Origin of the sequence: Vibrio sp. 10N.222.52.B7 (assembly GCF_041474275.1) — a bacterium.
Classification (GTDB): domain Bacteria; phylum Pseudomonadota; class Gammaproteobacteria; order Enterobacterales; family Vibrionaceae; genus Vibrio; species Vibrio crassostreae_C.
The window spans coordinates 13,480-36,789 of sequence record NZ_JBFRTU010000055.1; the positions used below are offsets into that span (position 1 = coordinate 13,480).

Annotated in this window: 18 protein-coding genes; 12 read left to right on the forward strand and 6 right to left on the reverse strand. The window is 45.0% G+C overall.

Features of this window, described 5'->3' with window-relative positions:
- Nucleotides 1-2: 2 nt before the first annotated feature.
- Complete coding sequence (gene gnd / locus AB4512_RS14935) at nucleotides 3-1,451, forward strand: decarboxylating NADP(+)-dependent phosphogluconate dehydrogenase (protein ID WP_017066265.1); 1,449 nt, start codon at nucleotides 3-5, stop codon at nucleotides 1,449-1,451.
- A gap of 132 nt (nucleotides 1,452-1,583) precedes the next feature.
- Here the strand turns inward: gnd and AB4512_RS14940 are convergent, their stop codons facing one another.
- Entirely contained in the window at nucleotides 1,584-2,744 is a 1,161-nt protein-coding gene (locus tag AB4512_RS14940) for an HD-GYP domain-containing protein (RefSeq protein WP_372175117.1), read from the reverse strand.
- Nucleotides 2,745-3,173: 429 nt separating this feature from the next.
- Between AB4512_RS14940 and AB4512_RS14945 the strand changes: the two genes are divergently transcribed.
- Nucleotides 3,174-3,587, forward strand: a complete 414-nt coding sequence (locus AB4512_RS14945) for a VF530 family DNA-binding protein (protein WP_010438513.1) — start codon at nucleotides 3,174-3,176, stop codon at nucleotides 3,585-3,587.
- Between the two features lie 133 nt (nucleotides 3,588-3,720).
- Here the strand turns inward: AB4512_RS14945 and AB4512_RS14950 are convergent, their stop codons facing one another.
- The 5 genes from AB4512_RS14950 to AB4512_RS14970 form a co-directional block, all read right to left on the reverse strand.
- Entirely contained in the window at nucleotides 3,721-3,912 is a 192-nt protein-coding gene (locus AB4512_RS14950; protein ID WP_123283324.1) for a hypothetical protein, read from the reverse strand.
- Nucleotides 3,913-4,137: 225 nt separating this feature from the next.
- Nucleotides 4,138-4,896, reverse strand: coding sequence for a sulfite exporter TauE/SafE family protein (locus AB4512_RS14955; RefSeq protein ID WP_372106582.1), 759 nt, complete (start codon nucleotides 4,894-4,896; stop codon nucleotides 4,138-4,140).
- A 195-nt stretch (nucleotides 4,897-5,091) separates the two neighbouring features.
- Nucleotides 5,092-6,612 carry a tripartite tricarboxylate transporter permease gene (locus AB4512_RS14960; RefSeq protein WP_012603793.1) on the reverse strand — a complete coding sequence of 507 codons (1,521 nt, stop codon included), beginning with the start codon at nucleotides 6,610-6,612 and terminating at the stop codon, nucleotides 5,092-5,094.
- A gap of 10 nt (nucleotides 6,613-6,622) precedes the next feature.
- Complete coding sequence (locus AB4512_RS14965; RefSeq protein WP_004733594.1) at nucleotides 6,623-7,123, reverse strand: tripartite tricarboxylate transporter TctB family protein; 501 nt, start codon at nucleotides 7,121-7,123, stop codon at nucleotides 6,623-6,625.
- Nucleotides 7,124-7,367: 244 nt separating this feature from the next.
- On the reverse strand, nucleotides 7,368-8,339 hold the full coding sequence (locus tag AB4512_RS14970) for a tripartite tricarboxylate transporter substrate binding protein (protein ID WP_017062289.1): 972 nt from the start codon (nucleotides 8,337-8,339) through the stop codon (nucleotides 7,368-7,370).
- Nucleotides 8,340-8,789: 450 nt separating this feature from the next.
- Between AB4512_RS14970 and AB4512_RS14975 the strand changes: the two genes are divergently transcribed.
- The 10 genes from AB4512_RS14975 to AB4512_RS15020 all read left to right on the forward strand — a co-directional run bounded on the left by AB4512_RS14975 (nucleotide 8,790) and on the right by AB4512_RS15020 (nucleotide 23,292).
- Nucleotides 8,790-11,963, forward strand: coding sequence for an HD domain-containing phosphohydrolase (locus AB4512_RS14975; protein WP_372175118.1), 3,174 nt, complete (start codon nucleotides 8,790-8,792; stop codon nucleotides 11,961-11,963).
- A 389-nt stretch (nucleotides 11,964-12,352) separates the two neighbouring features.
- Nucleotides 12,353-13,072: a GntR family transcriptional regulator gene (locus AB4512_RS14980; RefSeq protein ID WP_372175128.1), complete on the forward strand. Its 720-nt coding sequence runs from the start codon at nucleotides 12,353-12,355 to the stop codon at nucleotides 13,070-13,072.
- 95 nt (nucleotides 13,073-13,167) lie between these two features.
- Complete coding sequence (gene prpB, locus AB4512_RS14985) at nucleotides 13,168-14,064, forward strand: methylisocitrate lyase (protein ID WP_372175119.1); 897 nt, start codon at nucleotides 13,168-13,170, stop codon at nucleotides 14,062-14,064.
- A gap of 146 nt (nucleotides 14,065-14,210) precedes the next feature.
- Complete coding sequence (gene prpC / locus AB4512_RS14990) at nucleotides 14,211-15,422, forward strand: 2-methylcitrate synthase (protein ID WP_017063813.1); 1,212 nt, start codon at nucleotides 14,211-14,213, stop codon at nucleotides 15,420-15,422.
- 101 nt (nucleotides 15,423-15,523) lie between these two features.
- A complete protein-coding gene (gene acnD, locus AB4512_RS14995) occupies nucleotides 15,524-18,160 on the forward strand; it encodes a Fe/S-dependent 2-methylisocitrate dehydratase AcnD (protein ID WP_372175120.1) in 2,637 nt (878 codons plus the stop codon).
- 9 nt (nucleotides 18,161-18,169) lie between these two features.
- Nucleotides 18,170-19,342, forward strand: a complete 1,173-nt coding sequence (prpF, locus tag AB4512_RS15000) for a 2-methylaconitate cis-trans isomerase PrpF (RefSeq protein WP_017062295.1) — start codon at nucleotides 18,170-18,172, stop codon at nucleotides 19,340-19,342.
- 118 nt (nucleotides 19,343-19,460) lie between these two features.
- On the forward strand, nucleotides 19,461-21,365 hold the full coding sequence (locus tag AB4512_RS15005; protein ID WP_372175121.1) for a propionyl-CoA synthetase: 1,905 nt from the start codon (nucleotides 19,461-19,463) through the stop codon (nucleotides 21,363-21,365).
- A gap of 147 nt (nucleotides 21,366-21,512) precedes the next feature.
- Nucleotides 21,513-21,959 carry a hypothetical protein gene (locus tag AB4512_RS15010; RefSeq protein WP_372175122.1) on the forward strand — a complete coding sequence of 149 codons (447 nt, stop codon included), beginning with the start codon at nucleotides 21,513-21,515 and terminating at the stop codon, nucleotides 21,957-21,959.
- Nucleotides 21,960-22,195: 236 nt separating this feature from the next.
- The gene (locus AB4512_RS15015; protein ID WP_017062298.1) at nucleotides 22,196-22,597 is read left to right on the forward strand and encodes a glycine zipper domain-containing protein; all 402 of its coding nucleotides are present in this window, start codon (nucleotides 22,196-22,198) and stop codon (nucleotides 22,595-22,597) included.
- Between the two features lie 215 nt (nucleotides 22,598-22,812).
- Entirely contained in the window at nucleotides 22,813-23,292 is a 480-nt protein-coding gene (locus AB4512_RS15020; RefSeq protein WP_372175123.1) for an N-acetyltransferase family protein, read from the forward strand.
- Nucleotides 23,293-23,310: the final 18 nt, after the last annotated feature.

Sequence of the window (23,310 nt, forward strand, 5' to 3'; positions counted from 1 at the left end):
TAATGAAAGGTGATATCGGTGTAATTGGCCTAGCAGTAATGGGTCAGAACCTTATCCTAAACATGAACGACCACGGCTTCAAAGTTGTGGCTCATAACCGTACTGCTGCTAAAGTAGACGAGTTCCTAGAAGGCCCAGCTAAAGGTACTAACATTGTTGGTGCTTACTCTCTAGAAGAGCTAGTTGAGAAGCTAGAAGCGCCACGTAAAGTGATGCTTATGGTTCGTGCTGGTGACGTTGTAGACACGTTCATCGAAAACCTAATCCCACTTCTAGACGAAGGCGACATCATCATTGATGGTGGTAACACTAACTACCCAGACACTAACCGTCGTGTAGTGCATTGTCGTGAGAAAGGCATCCACTTCATCGGTACTGGTGTATCTGGTGGTGAAGAAGGTGCTCGTTTCGGTCCCTCAATCATGCCAGGCGGCGCGGCTGAAGCTTGGGAAGCGGTTAAGCCAATCTTCCAAGGTATCTCTGCAAAAACTGACGCTGGTGAGCCTTGTTGTGACTGGGTTGGTAACGACGGTGCTGGTCACTTCGTTAAGATGGTACACAACGGCATCGAATACGGTGACATGCAGCTTATCACTGAAGCATACCAGTTCATGAAAGATGGCCTAGGTATGTCTGCTGACGAGATGCAAGCAGTATTCGCTGACTGGAACAAGACTGAGCTAGACAGCTACCTAGTTGAAATCACTGCTGACATCCTTGGCTACAAAGATGAAGACGGTGAAGCGCTAGTTGAGAAGATCCTAGACACTGCAGGCCAAAAAGGTACGGGTAAGTGGACGGGTATTAACGCACTAGACCTAGGTATCCCACTAACTCTAATCTCTGAGTCTGTATTCTCTCGTTGCCTGTCTGCTCTTAAAGACCAACGTGTTGAAGCTGAAGCTTTGTTTGAGAAAACAATCACTCCAGTTGAAGGTGATAAGCAAGAGTGGGTTGATGCACTACGTCAAGCTCTACTGGCTTCTAAGATCATTTCTTACGCTCAAGGTTTCATGCTAATGCGTGAAGCGTCGAACGAAAACGGCTGGGACCTAAACTACGGTAACGTAGCACTAATGTGGCGTGGTGGTTGTATCATCCGTTCTGCATTCCTAGGCAACATCCGTGATGCGTACGAAGCAAACCCAGACATCGCGTTCCTAGGTTCTGACGAGTACTTCAAAAACATCCTACAAGGCAGCCTAGTAGCATGGCGTAAAGTAGCAGCGAAATCTCTAGAGTCTGGTATCCCAATGCCATGTACGATTTCTGCGCTATCTTTCCTAGACGGTTACACAACTGCACGTCTACCAGCGAACCTGCTTCAAGCTCAACGTGACTACTTCGGTGCTCACACTTACGAGCGTACTGACCGTCCACGTGGTGAATTCTTCCACACAAACTGGACTGGTACAGGCGGCGATACTGCTTCTACAACTTACGACGTATAATCGTTAGTTAGAATCAGTTAAGAACCTTGTTGTTCTTATTAGCTGTAAACTAGAAAACAAAAGGATGCCAACTGGCATCCTTTTTTGTTGGTTCTGCAAGAGAGTCACAGACAGCAAATTCAATACAACCCGTTAAGCGAGTGCAGCTTGTGGACTTTGCATATCACTGTATTGCTCTCGTATCGACATGAAGTAATCAAGGTTTTGCTTCAGCGCAGAGACGCACTCTGGATCAAACATCAACCCTGTATGCGCTTCAATGTAGTCCATTACCTTAGATGCTGACCATGCGTGTTTGTAAGCTCGTTTACTCAGTAAAGCATCGAACACATCCGCTAGCGTTACAATTCTTGCCTCCAGTGGAATCGCTTCTCCAACGAGCGCATCTGGCAACCCTGAGCCATCAAACCGTTCATGATGGTGACGTACAATATTCTGGATGAACTGAACTTCTTCGCTACACATTGAGCTGTGGTGGGAAAGGGCAACCACGTCATCAATCATCTCTTCGCCATATATCGTGTGATTGTTCATGATGTTTCTTTCTTCTTCCGAAAAACGCTCAGTACTGAAGAGCACTTTGTCTGGGATTCGGTACTTCCCTATGTCGTGAAACGGGGCATACAAGCGAATGCGGTGAACGAATTGGTGGGTGATCTCATTGTTACTGTGCGAAAGCGTACGTGCGAGCTGTTCGCTGTATTTTCCCATGCGAATCAGATGCTCTTTGGTTTCAGGATCGCGTGCGTGCCCCATGTTTAGGGCGATGGCTAATGAGGACTGAAAATGTCTCTGGCGTTCGAAGAGTTGCACAAACAGGTTCGAAATCGCTTGGGTGAGGTAGGCGATGTCGCTTTGTATTGTCTGCTTAGCAAAAAAGTCAGTGCATGAGGCGTTGATGAAAACGAACCCAAGGTTACTCTCTTGGTAGTGGATTGGAGTGGTATAGCTACTTTGGTGACCAAGCTCGAGTAGATGAGAGATTTGTTTAGTCGGATTCATCAAAGAGAGGTCATCAACAATTCTTGTTTCCAATGATTCAGCCAGACGACTCAACGCAGAGTTGGGTTTGATCACCTGTTCGATGTAATGATGCTTGGCGTTTTGGCACAGTGAATCCGATACAAAATAATTCGATGCTTTATTTTCACTGCACAGCACCACGGATAGCCGAGATAATATGGGGTAGTGTTCACGAGCTAGCTGGAAGAGATCATCGACTATGGCGACGATGTCTTTGTCTTGGGCCGCTGCTCTACTGAAATGGGAGTAGTCAAACATGTGGCAAGCCAACCTTTAATTATAATTATGCCACTGTTTAATCGGGTTTTTTACCGTTTCGATATTCAATAAAACCATAGCACTGTGTTATTGAAATGTAATACTGCGTACTGAAAAACTTTAATTTCATCACTAAATATATGGTTTTTGCATACGGTTACCGTAGGTTTTGTTAAGTTGAACCAGTTTCATAACGTTTGGGGTGAAGGTTTGTTTGCAGAATGTACTTAGTCTGTATAGCGAGCTAAGGTAGGGTGTTAAATAACCATTTTAAAATTAAATGAAAAGATAAATAGGATAACGCACATGCTTTATGCCATCATAAAGGCATAAATAAGGGCAATGGATGTAATGCCCAAGTGATTGAGCTAGAAATGGTCAGTGATGACGGTGTTCTAGAGTAAATTCAAGGCCTTTAGTTGCCTTGAAAAAGGTAATGTTATGACTGAAGAAGAAAGAATCGAACTGCAACAAAATAACCCGTTACACGGCTTAAAGCTTGAAACCATGATCACTGAATTAGTGGATCACTATGGTTGGGAAATTTTAGATGCGGCCATGCGTATGAACTGCTTTAACACTAAGCCTACAGTGGCAAGTGCAGTTAAATACCTGAAGAAAACCGAATGGGCTCGTGAAAAGGTTGAAAACTTCTACCTTTACCGTTTCAAGCGTATGCCTAAAGCATCGGACATTGAGTACCAGATGCCTCCGCGTTCACGTACATTCCGCCATGGACTAGAGCCTCGTGAGCCGATGGAACTAACGGTTGAGTCTATCCATGCCTCTCAAGCTAAAGCTGCGTCTGCATTTAAAGAGCGCCGTGGCGGTAACGGTCGTAATTTCCGTCGTTAACAAGAAGACGTCGCTAGAAAGAACCGTCGCTAAATAAGGCGTCGGCGATTAGCACGGCTAATTAGATAAGCGAAAAACACAAAAGGAGCCTATGAGCTCCTTTTTTAATTCGTTCGATTTAAACCGTAAATGGCTAAGCTTCGCGGTTCTTTCTTTGATTCTTCCAAAGATCGGTGACATAAACGATTGCACTGATAAGTAAGAATAGCGCTGACACAGAAAACAGAGCGGGCATTTTTAGGATCCACGCGAATGTGGCAGCAAGAAAAGCGACAAAGCAAATGAGTCGACTTGATGACATGACATGACCGAGTTTAGTGTTCATAACGCCTCCTAATGAAGTCTCACTTTCGACAGGAGAATTATCCCACCTTTGGCAAAATAAAGGCTAAAAAACAGTCTAAATTGTTATCAAATTTGCTAATTGAAGGACTCGTCTCACACATTTTGGCTTGTCTATTTTATAAGCAATAAAATAGCGGAATCGGTATGAGAAGGGTGTAGTCTCTTTGCTTAATCTTTCCAGTTGCAAGCCTTATTGACCGAACGTCTAATTAGCATAGAAAAAGTAAGCGGTGATCAAAAAGCTCGCGATGATCACTGTGGTTCGAACATAGTGTTGAGGGATGCGGCGAGAGATTTTTGCTGAATAATAACCACCAACCAATGTACCCAATAATACAGCCATGCCAGACGGCCAATCAATCGAACCATTGACGATAAAAAATACGATCGCTGCGAGGGAAGCACACGCGGACACGAGCAGTTTGATGCCATTCATCACGTTGATGTTGGTGTAACCAGCCAGCGCCAAATAGCTCAATGTCACAATGCCCAAACCTGCATTAAAATACCCACCGTAGATACAGACAATCAAAAGTAATAAAGCGGAAAAGAATGCGCCTGCGCTAGTGGCGTGCTTATGTTTTGCTGTAGCTTGTTTAAGCCATTTATTGAGCGTGCCGCCAAACGTGAAAAGCAGAGCAGCATACAGCAACAGCCAAGGGACAGATTGAGTGAACAGAGCTTCTGGTGTGTGCAGCAGTAAAAATGCCCCGATACCACCGCCAATCACACATAAAGCTATAGTCAGTTTTAGCTGCTTAGTTCCAGATTGAATTTCGTGGCGCAGAGCGTAGGCTCCGCTAATGTATCCAGCACACGAAGCAAAGGTATTGGTCGCGTTGGCTGCTATTGGTGGAACGCCAGCAAATAACAAAGCAGGGAAAGTGATGAAGCTGCCGCCACCCGCAATGGAGTTAAGCACACCGCCAACCACCCCTGATAAGAATAGAATCAACCAATCCATAGTTTTAGAATCCAATACGTTAACTAACTGGTTACCTTACTTGAATTTGTTATGAATATCAGCGCCATGTGTGTTGTAAAGATAGGTTTGTGAGTTTGCTACCACCTTAGAGCTGTGGTTTTTTGAAATAGCTGGTACGAAAAAAGGAGCCTGAGGCTCCCTTTATTTCGTTTTGTTTTCTAGGCTAAGCCAAGTTTATACTTCAACAGGCTTTGCTCTAAAGCTCTTGAACAGCTTAACCAGAATAGGACTAGATAGAACCAATACCGCTAAAATAGTGAAGGTCATAGTGATAGGGCGTTCCCATAAGAAGTTCAACTCACCATCGCTGATCATCAATGCTCGTCTTAAGTTCTCTTCCATCAAGCCGCCCAATATGAAGCCTAACAGTAATGGTGCCAATGGGAAGTTGGCTAGCCTTAATGCTATCGCAGCCATCGCTACCAGTAGCATCACAAATACGTCCATCGTGTTGAATGACACCAAGTACACGCCAGTGATTGAGAAGAAGATAATCATTGGCAGTAGAACCGTTCTAGGTACCGCTAGCAGTTTAGAAATATAAGGGATTAAAGGCAGGTTCAAGATAACCAGTACGATGTTGCCAAAGTACATAGAGATGATCACTGACCAAAATACATCTGGGTGTTCAACGAACAAGCGAGGACCAGGCTGAATACCGTAGGCAATCAATGCACCAAGCATAATTGCTGTAGTACCAGAGCCCGGAATACCGAGTGTTAACAGCGGTACAAATGAACCACTTGAAGCTGCATTGTTTGCTGATTCAGGAGCCACAAGACCACGAATACTGCCTTTACCGAACTCTTTCTGCTTGTCTTTTGGCGCGAGGCTACGCTCCATGCCGTAACTTAGGAATGCCGCAATAGTGGCACCTGCGCCCGGTAGAACACCGGTAAAGAAACCGAGAATAGAAGATCGAATTGAAACTGGTGCCACTTCTTTGAACTCTTCTTTGGTGACCTTCATGCTACCAATATCCGACATCTTTTGGCTTTCTTCCGCGCTGGTGTCTTGCTCTGGTTTTAGAATACCCATTAAAGTCTCACCTAAAGCGAAGGTTGCCATAGCAAGAAGTAGGAAACTAAAGCCATCCATCAGGTCTGTTAGACCAAACGTGAAACGCTCAACACCAACGCCTTTGTCGATGCCAACAGTAGACAGCATCAAACCAAGAATAGTCATCATCCATGCCTTGATTACCTGACCTGGGCCCGCAAACGCCGCTACTGCCGATAAACCTAACAACATCAATGCGAAGTAGTCTGAAGACTGGAAGCTCAATGACACGCTGGCTAAAGCCGGAGCCGCAATCAAAAGCATGATTGCCGAAAGTGTGCCACCAGTGAAAGAAGAGTAAGCCGCGAGTGCAAGTGCTTTACCCGCTTGGCCTTTTTGTGCCATCGGGTAGCCATCGAATGCGGTTACTACCGTTGAAGAACAACCTGGAGCGTTGATTAATATTGATGACGTCGAGCCACCAAATACAGCGCCATAGTACACACCAGCCATCAAGATTAGGCCAGAAGAAGGGTCTAGGCCGTATGTAATCGGGATCATCAACGCGATTGCTGAAATTGGACCGAGTCCCGGTAGCATCCCAATAAAGGTACCAACAAAACAGCCAACAATTACCATCATGATGTTCATTGGCATCACGGCGGTCGAAAGTCCTTGTAAAATTCCGTCTAACATAATGTTATCCCTACCAAAGAGTGAAGATTAAACCAGGCTCTAGGTAGATATCTAAGCCTTGAGTTAATAAAAGAAAGAACGCGATAACGAAAGGAAACGACGCGCCAAATAAGACAGCTTTGCGGCGCTCACCCAGTAGGTAAAAGCCTGCAAGTAAGAAGAAGCTGGTTGCTAAAACAAAGCCAAGATAAGTCAGTCCAACACCGTACAGAGCCATTAACACCAAGAAGCCAATAAGCAGTTTCCAGTTCAGCGGCGTAGTGTCGCATGTAACTTTTTTATCCGGCTGTCCGGTTATAAGCAGGATCAACGAAAGGCCAATGCCGATAAACGTTAGCAGGATAGGTAAGGTTCTTGCTGTGAAGGGTTCGTACTCGTCACCGGGGAACAAAGGAATCAGCGTGGTTTGGTAGCCATAGCATAAACATGCAAGCATAAAGAGCATGGCTCCGATGCGATCCTTCGAAAGCAAAGATTCCTTACTCAGAAATTTGGTTGGTAAGTCCGACATATCCAACTCCATTTGGGGTGGTATAAAAAGTAAAAAAGCCGTACATGAGCGAGTCAATGAAATGTCTGGGATCACTAACCAAAGGTAAGCGAATTACGGTACTGGTTTATCAGCCACTTGCGTTTACAACGAATCGGCAAGCGTTAGTAATACGTCTACGAATAAACAAAGGAGTTTGAAGTTAACTCATGCACGGCGAAACAGGAAAGAGTAAGAGGGCACATAAGCCCTCTATGGTTGTTGGTTACTTCAAGAAACCAAGCTCACGCATTAGATCGCCCATCTGTTTTTCTTGGTCTTCTAGGAAGGCGTAAAAATCTTTGTCAGCTTTGTAGTTGTCGATCCAACCGTTACGGTCACGAACCACTTGCCACTCATCGGTTTTGTACATTTTGCCAAGCGCTACATTCCACTCGTCGATTTTTGCTTGGCTTGTACCCGGTGCCGCAAAGAAACCACGCCAGTTAGCAAATACTGTCTCGTTGCCGTATTCAGTCAGTGTTGGGATGTTAGGCGCAGCGTCAAGACGCTTTGGAGCCGTCACAGCAAGCACTTTTACTTGGCCAGATTTAGACATCTCTAGTACTTCACCAAGGCCCGTTGAAAGCAGCTGTGTTTCGCCAGAAAGCAGTGCCGCCATCGCTTTACCGCCAGCATCGTAGGCAATGTAACGTACTTTCTTCGCATCAAAACCTTCGCCTTTGAACGCTGCCGCTACTACAAGGTGGTCCATGCTGCCACGAGCTGAACCGCCAGCAATCTTCACTTTACGTGGGTTGGTTTCGAACTCTTTAACGACGTCTTCCCAAGTGTCGTACTTAGAATCCGCAGGAGCGACGATTGCGCCGTAATCGGCAATGGTTGCTGCTACCGGAGTTAGGTCACGGAAAGATTGAGGGAAGATACCTGTTAGTGAACGAACAACGATAGGCGTTGAGTTCACCATTAGCGTGTCTTCTTGGCGTTGTGCTGTTTCGATTAGGTGAGCAATCGCTTTACCGCCACCGCCACCAGACAGGTTTTGGAAAGAGACATTTTCTACGATGTCTGATTTCACCAATACATCACCCGTACCACGAGCTGTCATATCCCAACCACCACCAGCGCCGCCAGGGATTAGGAAGTGGATTTTTTCTACGTCAGCAGCAAAAGTGTTGAAAGAAAAGGTTGCTGCGATGATAGAAGCCGCAAGAGTAGGTTTCAGTGCCTTGAACATGGTTCACGTTCCTTATGTAGGGGATCTCTTCAATGGAGAGAAACTTATGTTTTATTTCCAGCTACTAAACAGATGAGTAGGATATTGCTTAGCAGATGAAGCTAAAGTTAACGGTGTGTTAATGAAATGTCTGTAATGCGGCGATATTGAGAATAAAGAACATTGGATTAATATTGTTCATAAAGTTCACGGGGAGGTGGCTGTAGGATTCTTCTAGCAATAATAACTAGGTTTTTCTTGAGTTTATGTGAACAATTTTTTTGACTGTTGGTCGCTTTATACTGCTGTGTATCATTAAAGAGGGTACTTATTGCGACACAAAGAGTGATATGGAGAGGCGCTCTTTAATATATAGAATAATATGTTGCTAGGTGTGCAGTGCTACTGTAATAATATGATTATAGCTGGCACGTTACATTTCTGAGCTAGTGGTTATTCAAGGATCGAATAATGACAGACAAAAAAATTTCGTTACGATTTACTGTTGGAGGAATGTTTTTACTCGCGACATTTCTTACCGCTGTTGTTGCGGTTTCACTGCAATATTACTTCAGTAAAAAAATGGCGACTGAGAATACCCTATCAAAGTTGACGATGGTGTCCCAAGAGCTGAGTAACTATATCGGCGCGGTTGATTCTGACGCAGCCAATACCGCGCGTTTACTTTCTTCAGTGAAACGTTCTATAAGTAACAGAATATCGAAAGAAGAGTCGCGTAGTATTCTTTCAGAAGCAATTAAAGATAACCCTCTCTTTTATAGTATTTACATTGGCTCATCTAATGAAAACTTCTTCCAAATTATTAATCTAGAATCTGCCCCTGTCGTTAGAGAAAAAATCGGTGCACAACAAAAAGACCGTTGGGTTGTGGTTGAGATTCATAATATAGGGGAGGAGCGCGTCCGTACGACGAAATATTTTGACCAAGAGTTTACGCTAAGAGACTCAACTACGGAGCAGAGCAACTACCTTCCAACAACCAGGCCTTGGTATGTTTCTGCCAATGTTCAGTCGGTCGAAAAAACTCAGCCATATCTTTTCCAGCATTTACAAATTACCGGGCAAACTTATTCTTTAGCGTTTGATTCGAAAATCGAATCTGAAGTTCAACATGTGATTGGTATTGATATTGTGTTGTCTTCTTTAGCTAGCAAACTATCAGGTACGGCGCTTGGCTTAGCAGAAGACAGTAAGGTTGAGTCTTTCTTATATTCGAAATCGGGTAATATTATTGCGTCTAACCTCAAGGTTAACAATCAGGAATCGGAGTTTGATGTATCAACATTAATGCTATCGTCTGAGCAGCAAGCCTTGATTAACGATACCCCTCCGCTGTTAGTGTCTAATCAAAATGATTGGGGGCCGATGGACTTTTCAGTGGCGGGAAAACCAAACGGCTATGCGATAGACCTTCTTAAAATGATTGGTGAGATGACAGGGATCAGGTTTGAATTTGTTAATGGTTTCTCTTGGGGCGAGCTTGTCAGTAAGTTTCAAGAAGGAAGTATTGATGGCCTGCAATCGGTTCAACATTATAAAAATAATGGCATAGATGGCCTATACACGACTCCAATTTATGAATTGCCATTTTCTATCGTGACAAGGGTCGGCGCGAAGGTTGTCACTAATTATGCCGAGCTTGAGGGTAAAAAAGTTGCCATTTTATCTGGGTGGTCAATTATTCCTAAGTTGAGAGAGGATTTTCCGAACATTGATTTAGTTGAATTTGAAAACCTAGAGTCTGCATTTAATTCAATTGAAAGCGAAGAGAACTTTGCTTTCTTAGAAGCAGAACCCGTACTCTCGTTTGCATTAGATAGGTTTTTCCAGCCAGGCCTTGTTGTCAATGGGACTCTAGAAGATCTAAAACAGAACTACTCAAACCAATTCCATTTGGTGCTGCAGAGCAAGCATAAACAATTGCTCCCAATCATTGATCAAGCTATCAGTAAGTTAAGTGGTGAACAACTTGATGCCTTAGCGAAAAAGTGGCTCCATGATACCGGCTTTAATACGAATACGACGGTTCCTTATATTGAACTTTATGATTTGACTAAGGAAGCAACGGTTGAAGGCAGTATGGTAAGGGTAGAGTTGAATGGCGAGATCAAGCATCTCTATTTAAAGAAAATAGACACGGGCGAACACTACTCTGAATATTTTGCGGTATTGATTCCCGAATCTGAAATCTTTAGTACAGTCAATAAACGTCTAGCAACCTCTGTTGGTATAACGATGTTACTGATGAGTTTGACGTTGCCTATTGCTTGGGGTTTTGGTGCACCGATAGTGCGTCCTATTCGTCAATTAGAGGAGGAGACTCATAAGATCAAGATGCGTGATTATGATAGTGTCGAGCTTGTTGACACTCGAATCAAAGAAGTATGGGAGCTGTCTGTGGCAGTGAAAGGCATGGCGGCAGAGATTAAGCAGCATGAACAGACACAAGAGGCGTTTGTGGAGTCGTTTATCAAGCTTATCGCCCAAGCTATCGATGATAAATCTGCTTATACGGCAGGGCACTGTAATCGTGTACCAAAACTCGGCTTGATGTTGGCTGATGCAGTTGAGAAATCACAGTCCGATCATTTCAAAGATTTTGAGTTTAAAAATGATGATGAACGTCGTGAATTCAGAATTGCGGCTTGGCTTCACGATTGTGGCAAGATCACGATACCCGAACACATCGTCGATAAAGGTACGAAGCTAGAAGCGAACTACAACCGAATCCACGAGGTGAGAACTCGTTTTGAAGTACTTTGGCGTGATGCGGAAATCACTGCTTTGAGAAAACAACTTGAAGGTACTCTATCAACGCAACTGATAGCCGATGAGCTTGCGGCAACGAAACAGCAGCTACAAGATGACTTTGCCTTTATCGCGATATCAAACGTTGGTGGTGAGTTCATGAGTGACGACAAAGTTGCTCGCATTCGTTCGATAGCTGAGACGACTTGGATGCGTAACTTTGATGATCAACTTGGTCTATCACCGATAGAAGCCTTGAATCGAGAATCGAGTTCAAGTTTGCCAGCGACAGAGCTGCTGTTAAGTGATAAGCCTGAACATATAGTGAAAAGAGATAGGCCGTTAGAGTTTGACCCGAAACATCAAATCAAAATGGATGTGCCGGAGCATCTATACAACTTAGGCGAAGTCTACAATCTGAGCATTGCACGTGGTACGTTAACTGCTGAAGACCGATTCAAGATAAATGAGCATATGCTTGGCACGATTAAGATGCTTGAGAATCTGCCATTCCCGAAAGAGCTAAGCCGTGTTCCTCGCTACGCTTCAACTCACCATGAAACACTTAAAGGTACAGGGTATCCAAGGAAGCTGACTGGTGATGACCTCTCAATCCCAGAACGTATTCTGGTGATCTCTGATATTTTTGAGGCATTAACCGCTGCAGATAGGCCTTATAAGAAGGCTAAGCCAATCAGTGTTGCTGTCGACATCATGTATAAAATGGCATTGGACGAGCATCTCGATATCGAACTATTTAGATTGTTCTTAACCAGCGGCACTCACCTGCGTTATGCAGAAGAGTATCTGAAGCCGGAACAAATTGATTTCGTTGATATCAGCAAATACCTAGATGTTACTCGTCAGATTGCTTGAGTAAAGGTGGCTTGTTAGAACGGGGTCTATGAATGAAAGGCGCACATGAGTGCGCCTTTTTTACATCTGTTTATCGGTGAGCAGGTGGATAGACACGAAGGGGCTGCTTTTGACAAGTTTGGCGATAAGTTGTCGACACATCGATTTCAAATAATTTTAGAGTAGGTATCGGATTGGTGGTTGTCAATCTGTTTGAAGCGATAAATAACAAGTGGTTAAGTTGTTTTTAGTGTCCTTTTGGGTGAGTTTTTATCGTCTATAAAAATACTACCTTAGTCTAAATTGTCGACAATTGGCTTGATTGTCGACAATTTAATCGTGTATTTTATGTTCATGTTGTGAAATTGTTGACAATTAAGGTTCAGCAATCAGAAGTGAGCAGCGTGAATATGAATACTGCGATAAAAGATCTCAGCTTAAGTGCAAACACGAAGACGCGTGTGAGCGATAAAGAGAACACCAAATCAGAAAACCTCACTGAGTATCTCGTTGAGGCGATTGTTAACGGTGAATTACCACCGGGCAGTAAAATCTCGGAACCCGAACTGGCTAAACGCTTTGAGGTAAGCCGAGGTCCACTGCGTGAAGCGATAATGCGTGTTGAAGGGCTTGGCTTGATTGAACGCATTCCTCATGTAGGGGCTCGAGTTATTACCTTTTCGGCAGACAAACTACTCGAGTTGTACGCAGTGCGAGAGGCATTGGAAGGCATGGCGGCTCGCTTAGCAGCGCGACATATTACACAAGAAGAGCTTGTCGGGCTTGAAGGGTTATTGTCGACACACTCAAAACACATCGATGAAGTCGAAGGTTCTTCTTACTTTCATCAACATGGGGATTTCGATTTCCATTACCGCATTATCATAGCGAGTCGTAACAGCAAACTCATTTCGTTGTTGTGTGACGAGCTTTATCACCTATTACGCATGTATCGCTACCAATCGCCACGAGCACAGTCTCGGCCAAAAGAGGCGCTCGATGAACACAAATACATCCTACAAGCGATTCGTAATCGCGATGAAGAGCTGGCAGAAATGCTAATGCGAAGACACATCTCGGGAAGTCGATTACTTATAGAGCAACAAATTCAATCCAAAGATCTTGATTAACTGGCGACTGGTATTTGCTAGCGGTTCTTCGCTTGTGAGAGCTAAACATCAGTAGTCATAAGATTAGAAATTAACAATTAACAGGGAGCGTCATTATGAAGTTATCAGCAGGAGCTAAGTTCCGACAAGCTGTGCAAGACAACGACCCATTGCAGATCGTGGGTACGGTGAACCCGTATTGCGCGATGATGGCAAAGAACTTGGGGCATCAGGCGATCTATTTGTCTGGCGGAGGCATCGCCAATGCGTCTTACGGTTTGCCTGATTTGGGTATCACCACATTGAACGATGTGTTGGTCGATGTTGAACGTATTACTAACGCATGTGATCTGCCATTGCTAGTGGATATCGATACGGGTTTTGGTGGCGCATTTAATATTGCACGTACCATTCGCGCGATTGAAAAAGCGGGTGCAGCTGCAATACATATGGAAGATCAAGTCGCTCAGAAACGCTGTGGTCATCGACCAAATAAAGCAATTGTTAGTCAGCAAGAGATGGTCGATAGAGTCAAAGCGGCAACAGATGCCAGAACCGATGACAGCTTTGTGATTATGGCGCGTACCGATGCATTGGCGGTTGAAGGTATTGATAGCGCGATTGAGCGAGCGATAGCTTGTGTTGAAGCGGGCGCGGACATGATCTTCCCTGAGGCGATGAATCAACTCGATCAATACGTGAAGTTCTCGGCAGCTTTGAAATCAGCAACGGGTAAGCATGTGCCTATTCTCGCGAACATAACTGAATTCGGGCAAACGCCACTTTACAACTGTAATGAGTTAGCGCAATCGAGTGTCGACATGGTGCTTTACCCATTGAGTGCGTTCCGTGCGATGAATAAAGCGGCTGAGAATGTTTACAAGCACTTGTTAGTTGAAGGCAATCAGGAAGCTCTGTTGGATTCAATGCAAACCCGTAAAGAGCTTTACGAACACCTTAATTACCACGACTACGAGAACAAGCTCGATCAGTTGTTTTCAAGCGAAGAGTAAACCGGTTTCAATTAATCAAAAATCAACTTAATCCAATAACGTGAAATGGTTAGTCGCCATATCCAGTACCGATGATAAAGAGCATCGGACACATAAACAGGCAGCACCAAAGAGTGCAAGCGACTAACACAGAAAAGGAGTTCACCATGTCTGTATCTTTGAGTGATAAAGCCGCTGTCGAAAATGCTTCAAAAGTAGAGCAAAAAAGTGAAAAAACAGCAAACAAACCAGCCAGCGCACCGGCAATCGGTGGTGCTGGTCTACGTGGTCAAAGTGCAGGGTCGACTGCGCTATGTACGGTAGGAAAATCAGGAACGGGTTTAACTTACCGTGGCTATGACATTACCGATCTTGCTAACCACGCTCAGTTTGAAGAAGTGGCACATCTGCTATTAAGAGGCCATTTGCCCAATGAAAAAGAGCTAGACGATTACAAAACATTGTTGGTTGGTTTACGTGGTTTACCTCAACCTTTGAAAGCATTGTTGGAGCTTATTCCTGCAGACGCTCACCCAATGGATGTGATGAGAACGGGTTGTTCGATGCTAGGTAATCTAGAGCAAGAATCTGATTTTTCAGAACAATTGCCTGCGACTGAACGAATGCTCGCGCTTTTCCCTGCGATTATTTGTTACTGGTATCGCTTTAGCCATGATGGCGTGCGCATTGATACGGAAGATCAAAGCGAAGCATGTTTGGGTGGCTATTTCTTGAAGATGTTGACTGACAAAACGCCTAGTGAACTTCATAAGAAGGTGATGCACTGCTCGCTAACCCTTTACGCGGAACATGAGTTTAATGCCTCTACCTTTGCCGCTCGTGTTTGTGCGTCAACACTGTCGGATATTCATTCTTGTGTAACGGCTGCGATTGGCACACTAAGAGGCCCACTGCACGGTGGTGCGAATGAAGCGGCAATGGAAATGATCCAAGATTGGCAAACCGCCGATGAAGCCGAAACCAACATCATGCAGATGCTTGCTAACAAAGACAAAATAATGGGCTTCGGTCATGCTATTTATCGTGAAAGCGATCCTCGAAATGCCTTAATCAAGCGTTGGTCAAAAGAGCTTGCTCAAGAGGTGGGAGATGAACAGCTTTACGCCGTTTCAGAGCGTGTTGAAGCAGTCATGAAGCGTGAGAAAGGCTTGTTCTGTAATGCGGATTTCTTCCATGCCTCTGCCTATCACTTCATGGACATCCCAACCAAACTGTTCACGCCAATCTTTGTGATGAGTCGCCTTACAGGTTGGACGGCGCATGTGTTCGAACAAAGAGAAAACAATCGCATCATTCGTCCAAGTGCAGACTACACCGGGCCAGAGCATCAAGACTGGTTACCTATTCATCTACGTTAGCCCTCTATAACGAGCCGACTTATGTCTTGAGGTGACTTCCGTCTTCATACGACAAGGCCTCAAGAACCAACGAATAGAATTTAACAGATAATGGTGGATGTATGTCTGATGTGAAACTTGAACAAGCTCAGTACCTTGATAAAAATCAGTACCGAAAACTTTTACCCGGAACTCATTTAGAATATTACGATGCTTGCGAAGCGGTAGAAGCGATATCTCCGGGCAGTTATAAAACCTTGCCTTATACGTCGAGAGTATTGGCAGAGCAATTAGTAAGACGCTGTGATCCTGAAACCCTTGAAGACAGCTTAAAACAGATCATTGAACGCAAGAGTGACCTTGATTTCCCTTGGTATCCTGCGCGTGTGGTGTGTCATGACATTCTTGGTCAAACAGCCCTAGTAGATTTGGCTGGATTAAGAGACGCGATTGCCGACCAAGGCGGAGACCCTGCCAAGGTGAACCCCGTTGTTGAAACCCAACTGATTGTTGATCACTCTCTGGCAGTGGAACACGCAGGCTTTGATAGCGAAGCCTTTGATAAAAACCGCGCGATTGAAGAGCGCAGAAACGAAGACCGTTTTCATTTTATTGACTGGTGTAAAATCGCGTTTAAAAACGTGAGTGTGATTCCTGCGGGTAATGGAATTATGCACCAGATTAACTTGGAGAAAATGTCTCCAGTGATTCAATCTAAAGAAGGAATCGCGTTTCCTGATACCTGTGTCGGCACCGACAGTCATACTCCTCATGTTGACGCTCTGGGTGTTATTGCAATAGGTGTAGGTGGTTTGGAAGCTGAGACTGTGATGCTCGGTCGTCCGTCTATGATGCGATTGCCTGATATTGTAGGCGTTAAACTGACGGGTCAACGACAAGAAGGGATAACCGCAACGGATATTGTGCTTGCGATTACAGAGTTTCTTCGCAATCAGAGAGTGGTTTCCAGTTATCTAGAGTTCTTTGGTGAAGGGGCTCGTGCACTGACCATTGGCGACCGCGCCACTATATCGAATATGACACCAGAATACGGCGCGACAGCAGGTATGTTCTATATCGATGAACAGACCATACAATACCTAAAGCTGACAGGACGCGAGCCTGAACAGGTTGAGTTAGTTGAGCTATACGCTAAGCAAACTGGCTTATGGGCCGATGATTTAGATTCCGCTCAATACGAACGTGTGCTTGAGTTTGATTTGTCTAAAGTTGAGCGCAACCTTGCAGGCCCATCCAATCCACATCGTCGTTTACCAACCAGTGAACTTGCCAAACAAGGCATCAGCCAAGCTTCTTGGAAAGAGCAACACGCTGAACAATATTCTGATGAACAAATGCCAGATGGTGCCGTGATCATTGCGGCGATTACTTCTTGTACCAATACCAGTAACCCAAGAAATGTCGTCGCCGCAGCATTGGTTGCGAAGAAGGCCAATCAGCTTGGATTAGTTCGTAAGCCATGGGTAAAAACGTCATTCGCGCCAGGCTCAAAAGTTGCCAAGCTTTATCTTGAGTCCGCCGGTTTGTTGCCTGAACTGGAAAAACTAGGCTTCGGTATCGTCGGTTATGCGTGCACAACCTGTAATGGAATGAGTGGTGCGTTGGATCCTAAAATTCAACAAGAGATCATCGACCGTGACCTATATTCAACCGCTGTGCTATCGGGGAATCGAAACTTCGATGGTCGAATTCACCCTTATGCCAAACAAGCGTTTTTAGCATCACCGCCATTGGTCGTCGCTTATGCCTTAGCTGGTACGATTCGCTTTGATATCGAAAAAGACAGCTTAGGTACAGACAGCAACGGAAAATCGATCTATTTAAGTGACTTGTGGCCGAGTGATGCAGAGATCGATGCAGTGGTCGGTGAACATGTTAAGCCTCAGCAATTCCAACAAATCTACGTGAAAATGTTCCAGCCAGACGAGGAACAGGTGACTACTGAACCGCTTTATGACTGGCGACCTCAAAGTACCTATATTCGCAGACCACCTTATTGGGAAGGAGCTCTGGCGGGAGAGCGAAGCCTATCTGGTATGAGACCTTTAGCGATTTTGGGTGACAACATCACCACAGATCACTTATCCCCTTCAAATGCGATTCTCGCTTTGAGCGCTGCGGGGGAATACCTCACCAAAATGGAAGTGCCGGAAGAGGACTTTAACTCTTACGCGACCCATCGAGGCGATCACTTAACCGCGCAACGAGCAACATTCGCCAACCCTAAGCTGTTTAACGAAATGGTGAAGGACGCTGGAGAAGTCGTGCAAGGTTCATTAGCAAGAGTTGAACCTGAAGGTCAAGTTACGCGAATGTGGGAAGCGATAGAAACCTACATGAATCGCAAGCAACCTTTGATTGTCGTTGCTGGCGCAGACTATGGGCAAGGCTCTTCACGGGACTGGGCAGCCAAAGGTGTGCGTTTAGCGGGTGTTGAAGTGATTGTTGCTGAAGGGTTTGAACGAATTCACAGAACCAACTTGGTTGGCATGGGCGTGTTGCCTCTGCAATTCAAAGCGGGGACCAATCGCAATACCTTAGAATTGGACGGTACCGAGCTTTACGACGTGTACGGCGACATTGAAGCAGGGTCTGATTTGGCTCTAGTCATCACTCGTAAAAACGGTGACAAGCTGGATGTGCCAGTAACCTGTCGATTAGATACCGCAGATGAAGTGAATGTGTATAGCGCTGGTGGTGTGTTGCAGCGTTTTGCCAAAGACTTTCTTTCACAGTAGGAGCTAGTTATGAACATCAAACAGATAAAAGTACCTGCTACCTACATGCGGGGCGGAACAAGCAAAGGCGTTTTTTTCAACTTAAGTGACTTACCTGAAGCTGCGCAAGTTGCCGGAGAAGCTCGAGACGCATTACTTCTGCGCGTGATTGGTAGTCCAGATCCTTATGGCAAACAAACCGATGGTATGGGTGGTGCAACATCCAGTACCAGTAAAACCGTGATTGTTTCGAAAAGTAGTAAAGCCGATCACGATGTTGACTACCTATTCGGCCAAGTTGCCATTGATAAGCCGTTTGTGGACTGGAGTGGTAACTGCGGCAATCTGTCTGCTGCAGTGGGCCCATTTGCTATTCATAGTGGGCTAGTCGACTCGAATCGTATTCCAGAAAACGGTGTGGTCGAGGTGCGAGTATGGCAAGTGAACATAGAGAAAACCATTATTGTTCATGTACCTATCGCTGGTGGCGAAGTTCAAGAGTTAGGTGATTTTGAACTCGACGGTGTGACTTTCCCCGCCGCTGAGATCCAAGTTGATTTCCTAGACCCCGCCGATGCGAGTGGCTCTATGTTCCCAACAGGGAATGTTGTCGATTTTTTAGATGTTCCCGATCTGGGTTGCATCAAAGCGACATACATTAATGCTGGGATACCCACCATTTTTGTTGATGCTGAATCGGTTGGTTACCAAGGCACTGAACTTCAATCAGATATCAATAGTGATACCAAAGCCTTGGCTCTGTTTGAATCCATACGAGCACATGGTGCAGTAGCGATGGGTCTTATTGATTCTTTAGAACAAGCAGAATCACGCCAACATACACCTAAAGTTGCGTTTGTTGCTAAGCCTCAAGCGTACCAAGCTTCCAGTGGAAAATCGGTTGCTGTCGAAGATACAGACCTTCTGGTGCGTGCTTTGTCTATGGGGCAACTGCATCATGCCATGATGGGTACGGCTGCGGTTGCTATTGCTTCAGCGGCAAGTGTTCCTGGCACCTTAGTGAACTTGGCAGCCGGTGAGGGAAGTCGTGATTTCGTGACCTTTGGACACCCGTCAGGAACCTTAAAGGTAGGTGCGAAAGCGCTGCAGGCCGAAAGTGGGTGGAAAATAGAGAGGGCGATTATGAGTCGTAGTGCCCGAGTGATCATGGAAGGTGCCATTCGTGTGCCTTTTCCCAAGTAAAGCGATTGTCGTGAACGGTTAAATGTTCACGAATACAACGCTGAGAAAAGAGTGCACCCAAGTGAAACTGTTAAAAGTTAGTCGCTTGGACTAATGGATAAATCATGGAGGAGGCACTATGTCTGCTACGAATCGAATGACTAGAAAAACAGATTACATCACCGAGTATCAATGGGCGAGGGAAGACCCAAATTCGTTTTGGGAAACACAATCACAAGCAATTGATTGGTTTGAGTCACCTAAAACGATATTACAAACTGACGATAACGGAATTGAGCGTTGGTTTCCTGATGGGGTGATGAACACCTGCTGGCTCGCGCTGGATTATCATTGTGAAAATGGGCGAGGTGACAATACCGCACTGATTTACGACTCTCCAGTTACAGGAACTCAATCCTCGTACACTTACAATCAATTGCGTAACCAAGTGGCTAAAGTCGCTGGTATGTTAGCCACGCAAGGCGTTACCAAAGGTGATCGTGTGGTGATCTACATGCCAATGATTCCTGAAGCGGCGATGGCAATGTTGGCCTGTGCACGACTAGGTGCGGTGCATTCGGTGGTGTTTGGTGGTTTTGCCCCTCATGAGCTTGCCGTTCGAATTGAAGATGCCGAGCCCAAGGTGTTGATTACTGCATCCTGCGGTGTCGAGATAAACAAAGTTTTGCCATATAAGCCGATGGTTGATCGCGCGATCATGGACAGTCGTTGGAAACCCGAGAAAGTGGTGGTATTCCAAAGAGAGCAGTCTCTAGCCGAATTGAACAACGAACGCGATGTACTTTGGCAACAAGCGGTTAACGATGCCTTGCCTCATGTGTGTGTGCCTGTTCTAGCAACTGACCCACTATATATCTTGTATACATCAGGAACGACGGGTAAGCCAAAGGGTGTGGTACGTGACAATGGTGGTCACGCGGTCGCGATGAAATACTCGATGAGCACTATCTACGATATGCCGCAAGATGGTGTGTTTTGGGCGGCTTCTGATGTCGGCTGGGTAGTGGGGCATTCCTATATTGTGTATGCGCCATTGATTCATGGTTGCACAACCATCTTGTTTGAAGGAAAGCCAGTTAGAACGCCAGATTCGGGGGCATTCTGGCGTGTGTGTGAAGAGTACAACGTCGATGTGTTATTTTCTGCGCCAACGGCATTTAGAGCTATCAAGAAAGAAGATCCTGAAGGCGAGTTACTCACCAAGTATGACTTATCATCGCTCAAGTCGATTTTTATGGCGGGAGAGCGTTTGGACCCGCCAACATTGGATTGGGTTGAGTCTCATACCAATAAACCGGTTATTGACCACTGGTGGCAAACCGAAACGGGTTGGGCTATTTCTGCCAATCCGACAGGGCTGGAATCTTTGCCAGTGAAAGCAGGTTCTTCAACTAAGCCTGTGCCCGGTTACCAAGTCGAGATTCTTAATGAATTGGGTGAAACGGCACAGCCTAATCAGCAAGGCTTTGTTGCACTCAAACGTCCACTACCACCCGGTTGTCTGCCAACGGTTTGGCGTAATCATGATCGATTTGAATCTGGCTATCTGAGCCAATTCCCAGGCTATTATGTTTCTGGGGACGGTGGCTATCTCGATGAAGATGGGTATCTATTTATTATGGGCCGTATCGACGATGTGATAAACGTAGCGGGACACCGTCTGTCGACTGGAGAAATGGAAGAGATCGTGGGTGGTCACCCAGCCATTGCAGAATGTGCGGTAGTCGGGATTCACGATGACTTGAAAGGACAACTTCCTTTAGGTCTAGTTGTGTTAAAAGATGGCGTAAAAGTCGATGGCATTGAGTTGCAAAGGGAATTGGTTGGCAAGGTTCGTAATGAGATCGGCGCGGTAGCTTGTTTTAAGCAAGCCTTGGTTGTTGAGAGGTTACCTAAGACACGCTCAGGTAAGATCTTACGTAGAACGATCCGGCAGATCGCAGAAGGTGAACAATATGTGGTGCCTTCAACTATTGACGACCCTACCAGCTTAACTGAAATTGCTGAAAAGCTCGGCAAATAGACGTCGCAGTTTAGGTAATCTCACCTTCGGCTTGTTGATTTATACATAATCCGGCGTGATGGTTTACCTAAACTCTACTTTATTCATCCGCTTATCCATTGCGTTTACTATGACCTCATTATGAATCCCACATATTGAGGTCTTTTTATGCGAGCTTACTTTTTGTTGATTGCTTTATTGGTCAGTGGTGCTGCTAGTGCCAGTATTTCAAAGGATGAAGCGAGTAGAGCGTTGTTAGAACCTTTGAGTCATTCCAAGGTATTTAAATGTGTATCAAAGACTGGCGTCGATCTCTATCAAGCGGTTTTTGATATTGGTGTGGGATATGAAGCCGACCCTATTAACTCGAAGATGATCGTTAATTCAAGGAAAGGCCGCTACGAATATCAAATCTTAGGCGCAGTAAGGTCTGAAAGAGCTGGTGAAATTGTCGTGTTAACTCGCCATGTGGGAGACGGTGTTAAAGTTGCGGCTATGATTGATGACGAAAATGGCAAGATACTGGGGATCGGCGATAAAAATCATTATCGAGATTGTGGTGTTAGGCCACCACCTAGCGTAGCAAACATGCAAAACTTTTGGTCTAAAGGCTAAGAGATATGTGAAAGGCAAGAATTATAGAGAAAGCGCGATTGAGGCGACCTTATTGGTCGCCTTTTTTGTTGGTGAGGATAAAGCGAGCTCAAAGCTATATATCATTAATCAGTTATGCGATGGCTGAATAATACATAGCTAAACATGATGTATCGTCTAAACGTGGCTTTATTTATCTCATTAACGGCTGTGCTTAAGATGGTTCTACTCAAAACGAAGAACTAAGCGAGACTCCTATGAAATTCACTAAACCTTTTCTTTTAGCGACACTGATTGTGACTCTTTCTGGTTGCGCATCACCAGCAATGGATAACGAAAATGAGAATGCCGCACGTAATCGTGGTGCGGTAGGTGGTGCTTTATTAGGAGCAACAGCCGGCGCTCTAACTGGAGATGCGAGTTTAGCCGTTAAGGGCGCTGCATTAGGTGGTGTGACCGGTGGTGTTGCGGGTTCAATGAAAGATACGGACGATGCAAGAAACGCACAACGAACCCAAGTTACTGCTGATGGTCTAGCGCAAGACAATCGCACTGATGCAGAAAAGCGAGTTGCGGAAGTAGAGGCGGAAATTAAGCTTATTGAACTGGAACAACAGCTTGCTGATCTCAAAGAAGAGAAAGAAGATAACGGTGCATAAAGCTGAAGCTACAGCAAAAGCCACAGCAAAAACCATAGCTTCGATATTCGTTTAATTCAAAATCATTCAAACAGAATGGCCACGTAATGTGGCCGTTTTTGTATCTAAAATACACACTTCAAACAATGAGTTAATTCAATAACTTGTATAGATACTCACGCCAAGTAAACTAGACTCAGTTTAGATATTAATTTGGTTTGAGAAGCGCAATAGTCATGAATGTCAACTTAAGGGCCGCAAAGCACGCGGATTTAGAACAACTTAACGAGTTAATGTTCGATCTCCACCATCACCACCACCTTGCTAGCCCAGAGCACTTTAAAACGGCAGAAGAGATTGAGCAGGAAAAAAGCATTGCACGATACTTGGATGACCCTGAATGTTTGGTTTATGTGGCATTAAAAGGAGAGCTCATTGTTGGCTTTATCTCTGGGCATTTTTGTGAGCTTATCTCAACGGTCAGCAAACCAGTGCCGATGGGAAGTGTCGATGAACTGTTTGTCTTGCCTGATTATCGAAAAGAATCGATTGCTGAAAAGTTGTTTAACAAAGTTGAAAGTACTTTTGATGATTATGGGGTTGAACAAGTCTTTGTAGAAGTTTGGGACTTTAACTCGCCTGCCAAGGACTTCTATCAAAAAATGGGGTTCACACCTCACATTCAATGGATGAGGAAGGCTTTGCACAAAACGTAGACAGCGATTTTGTGTGGC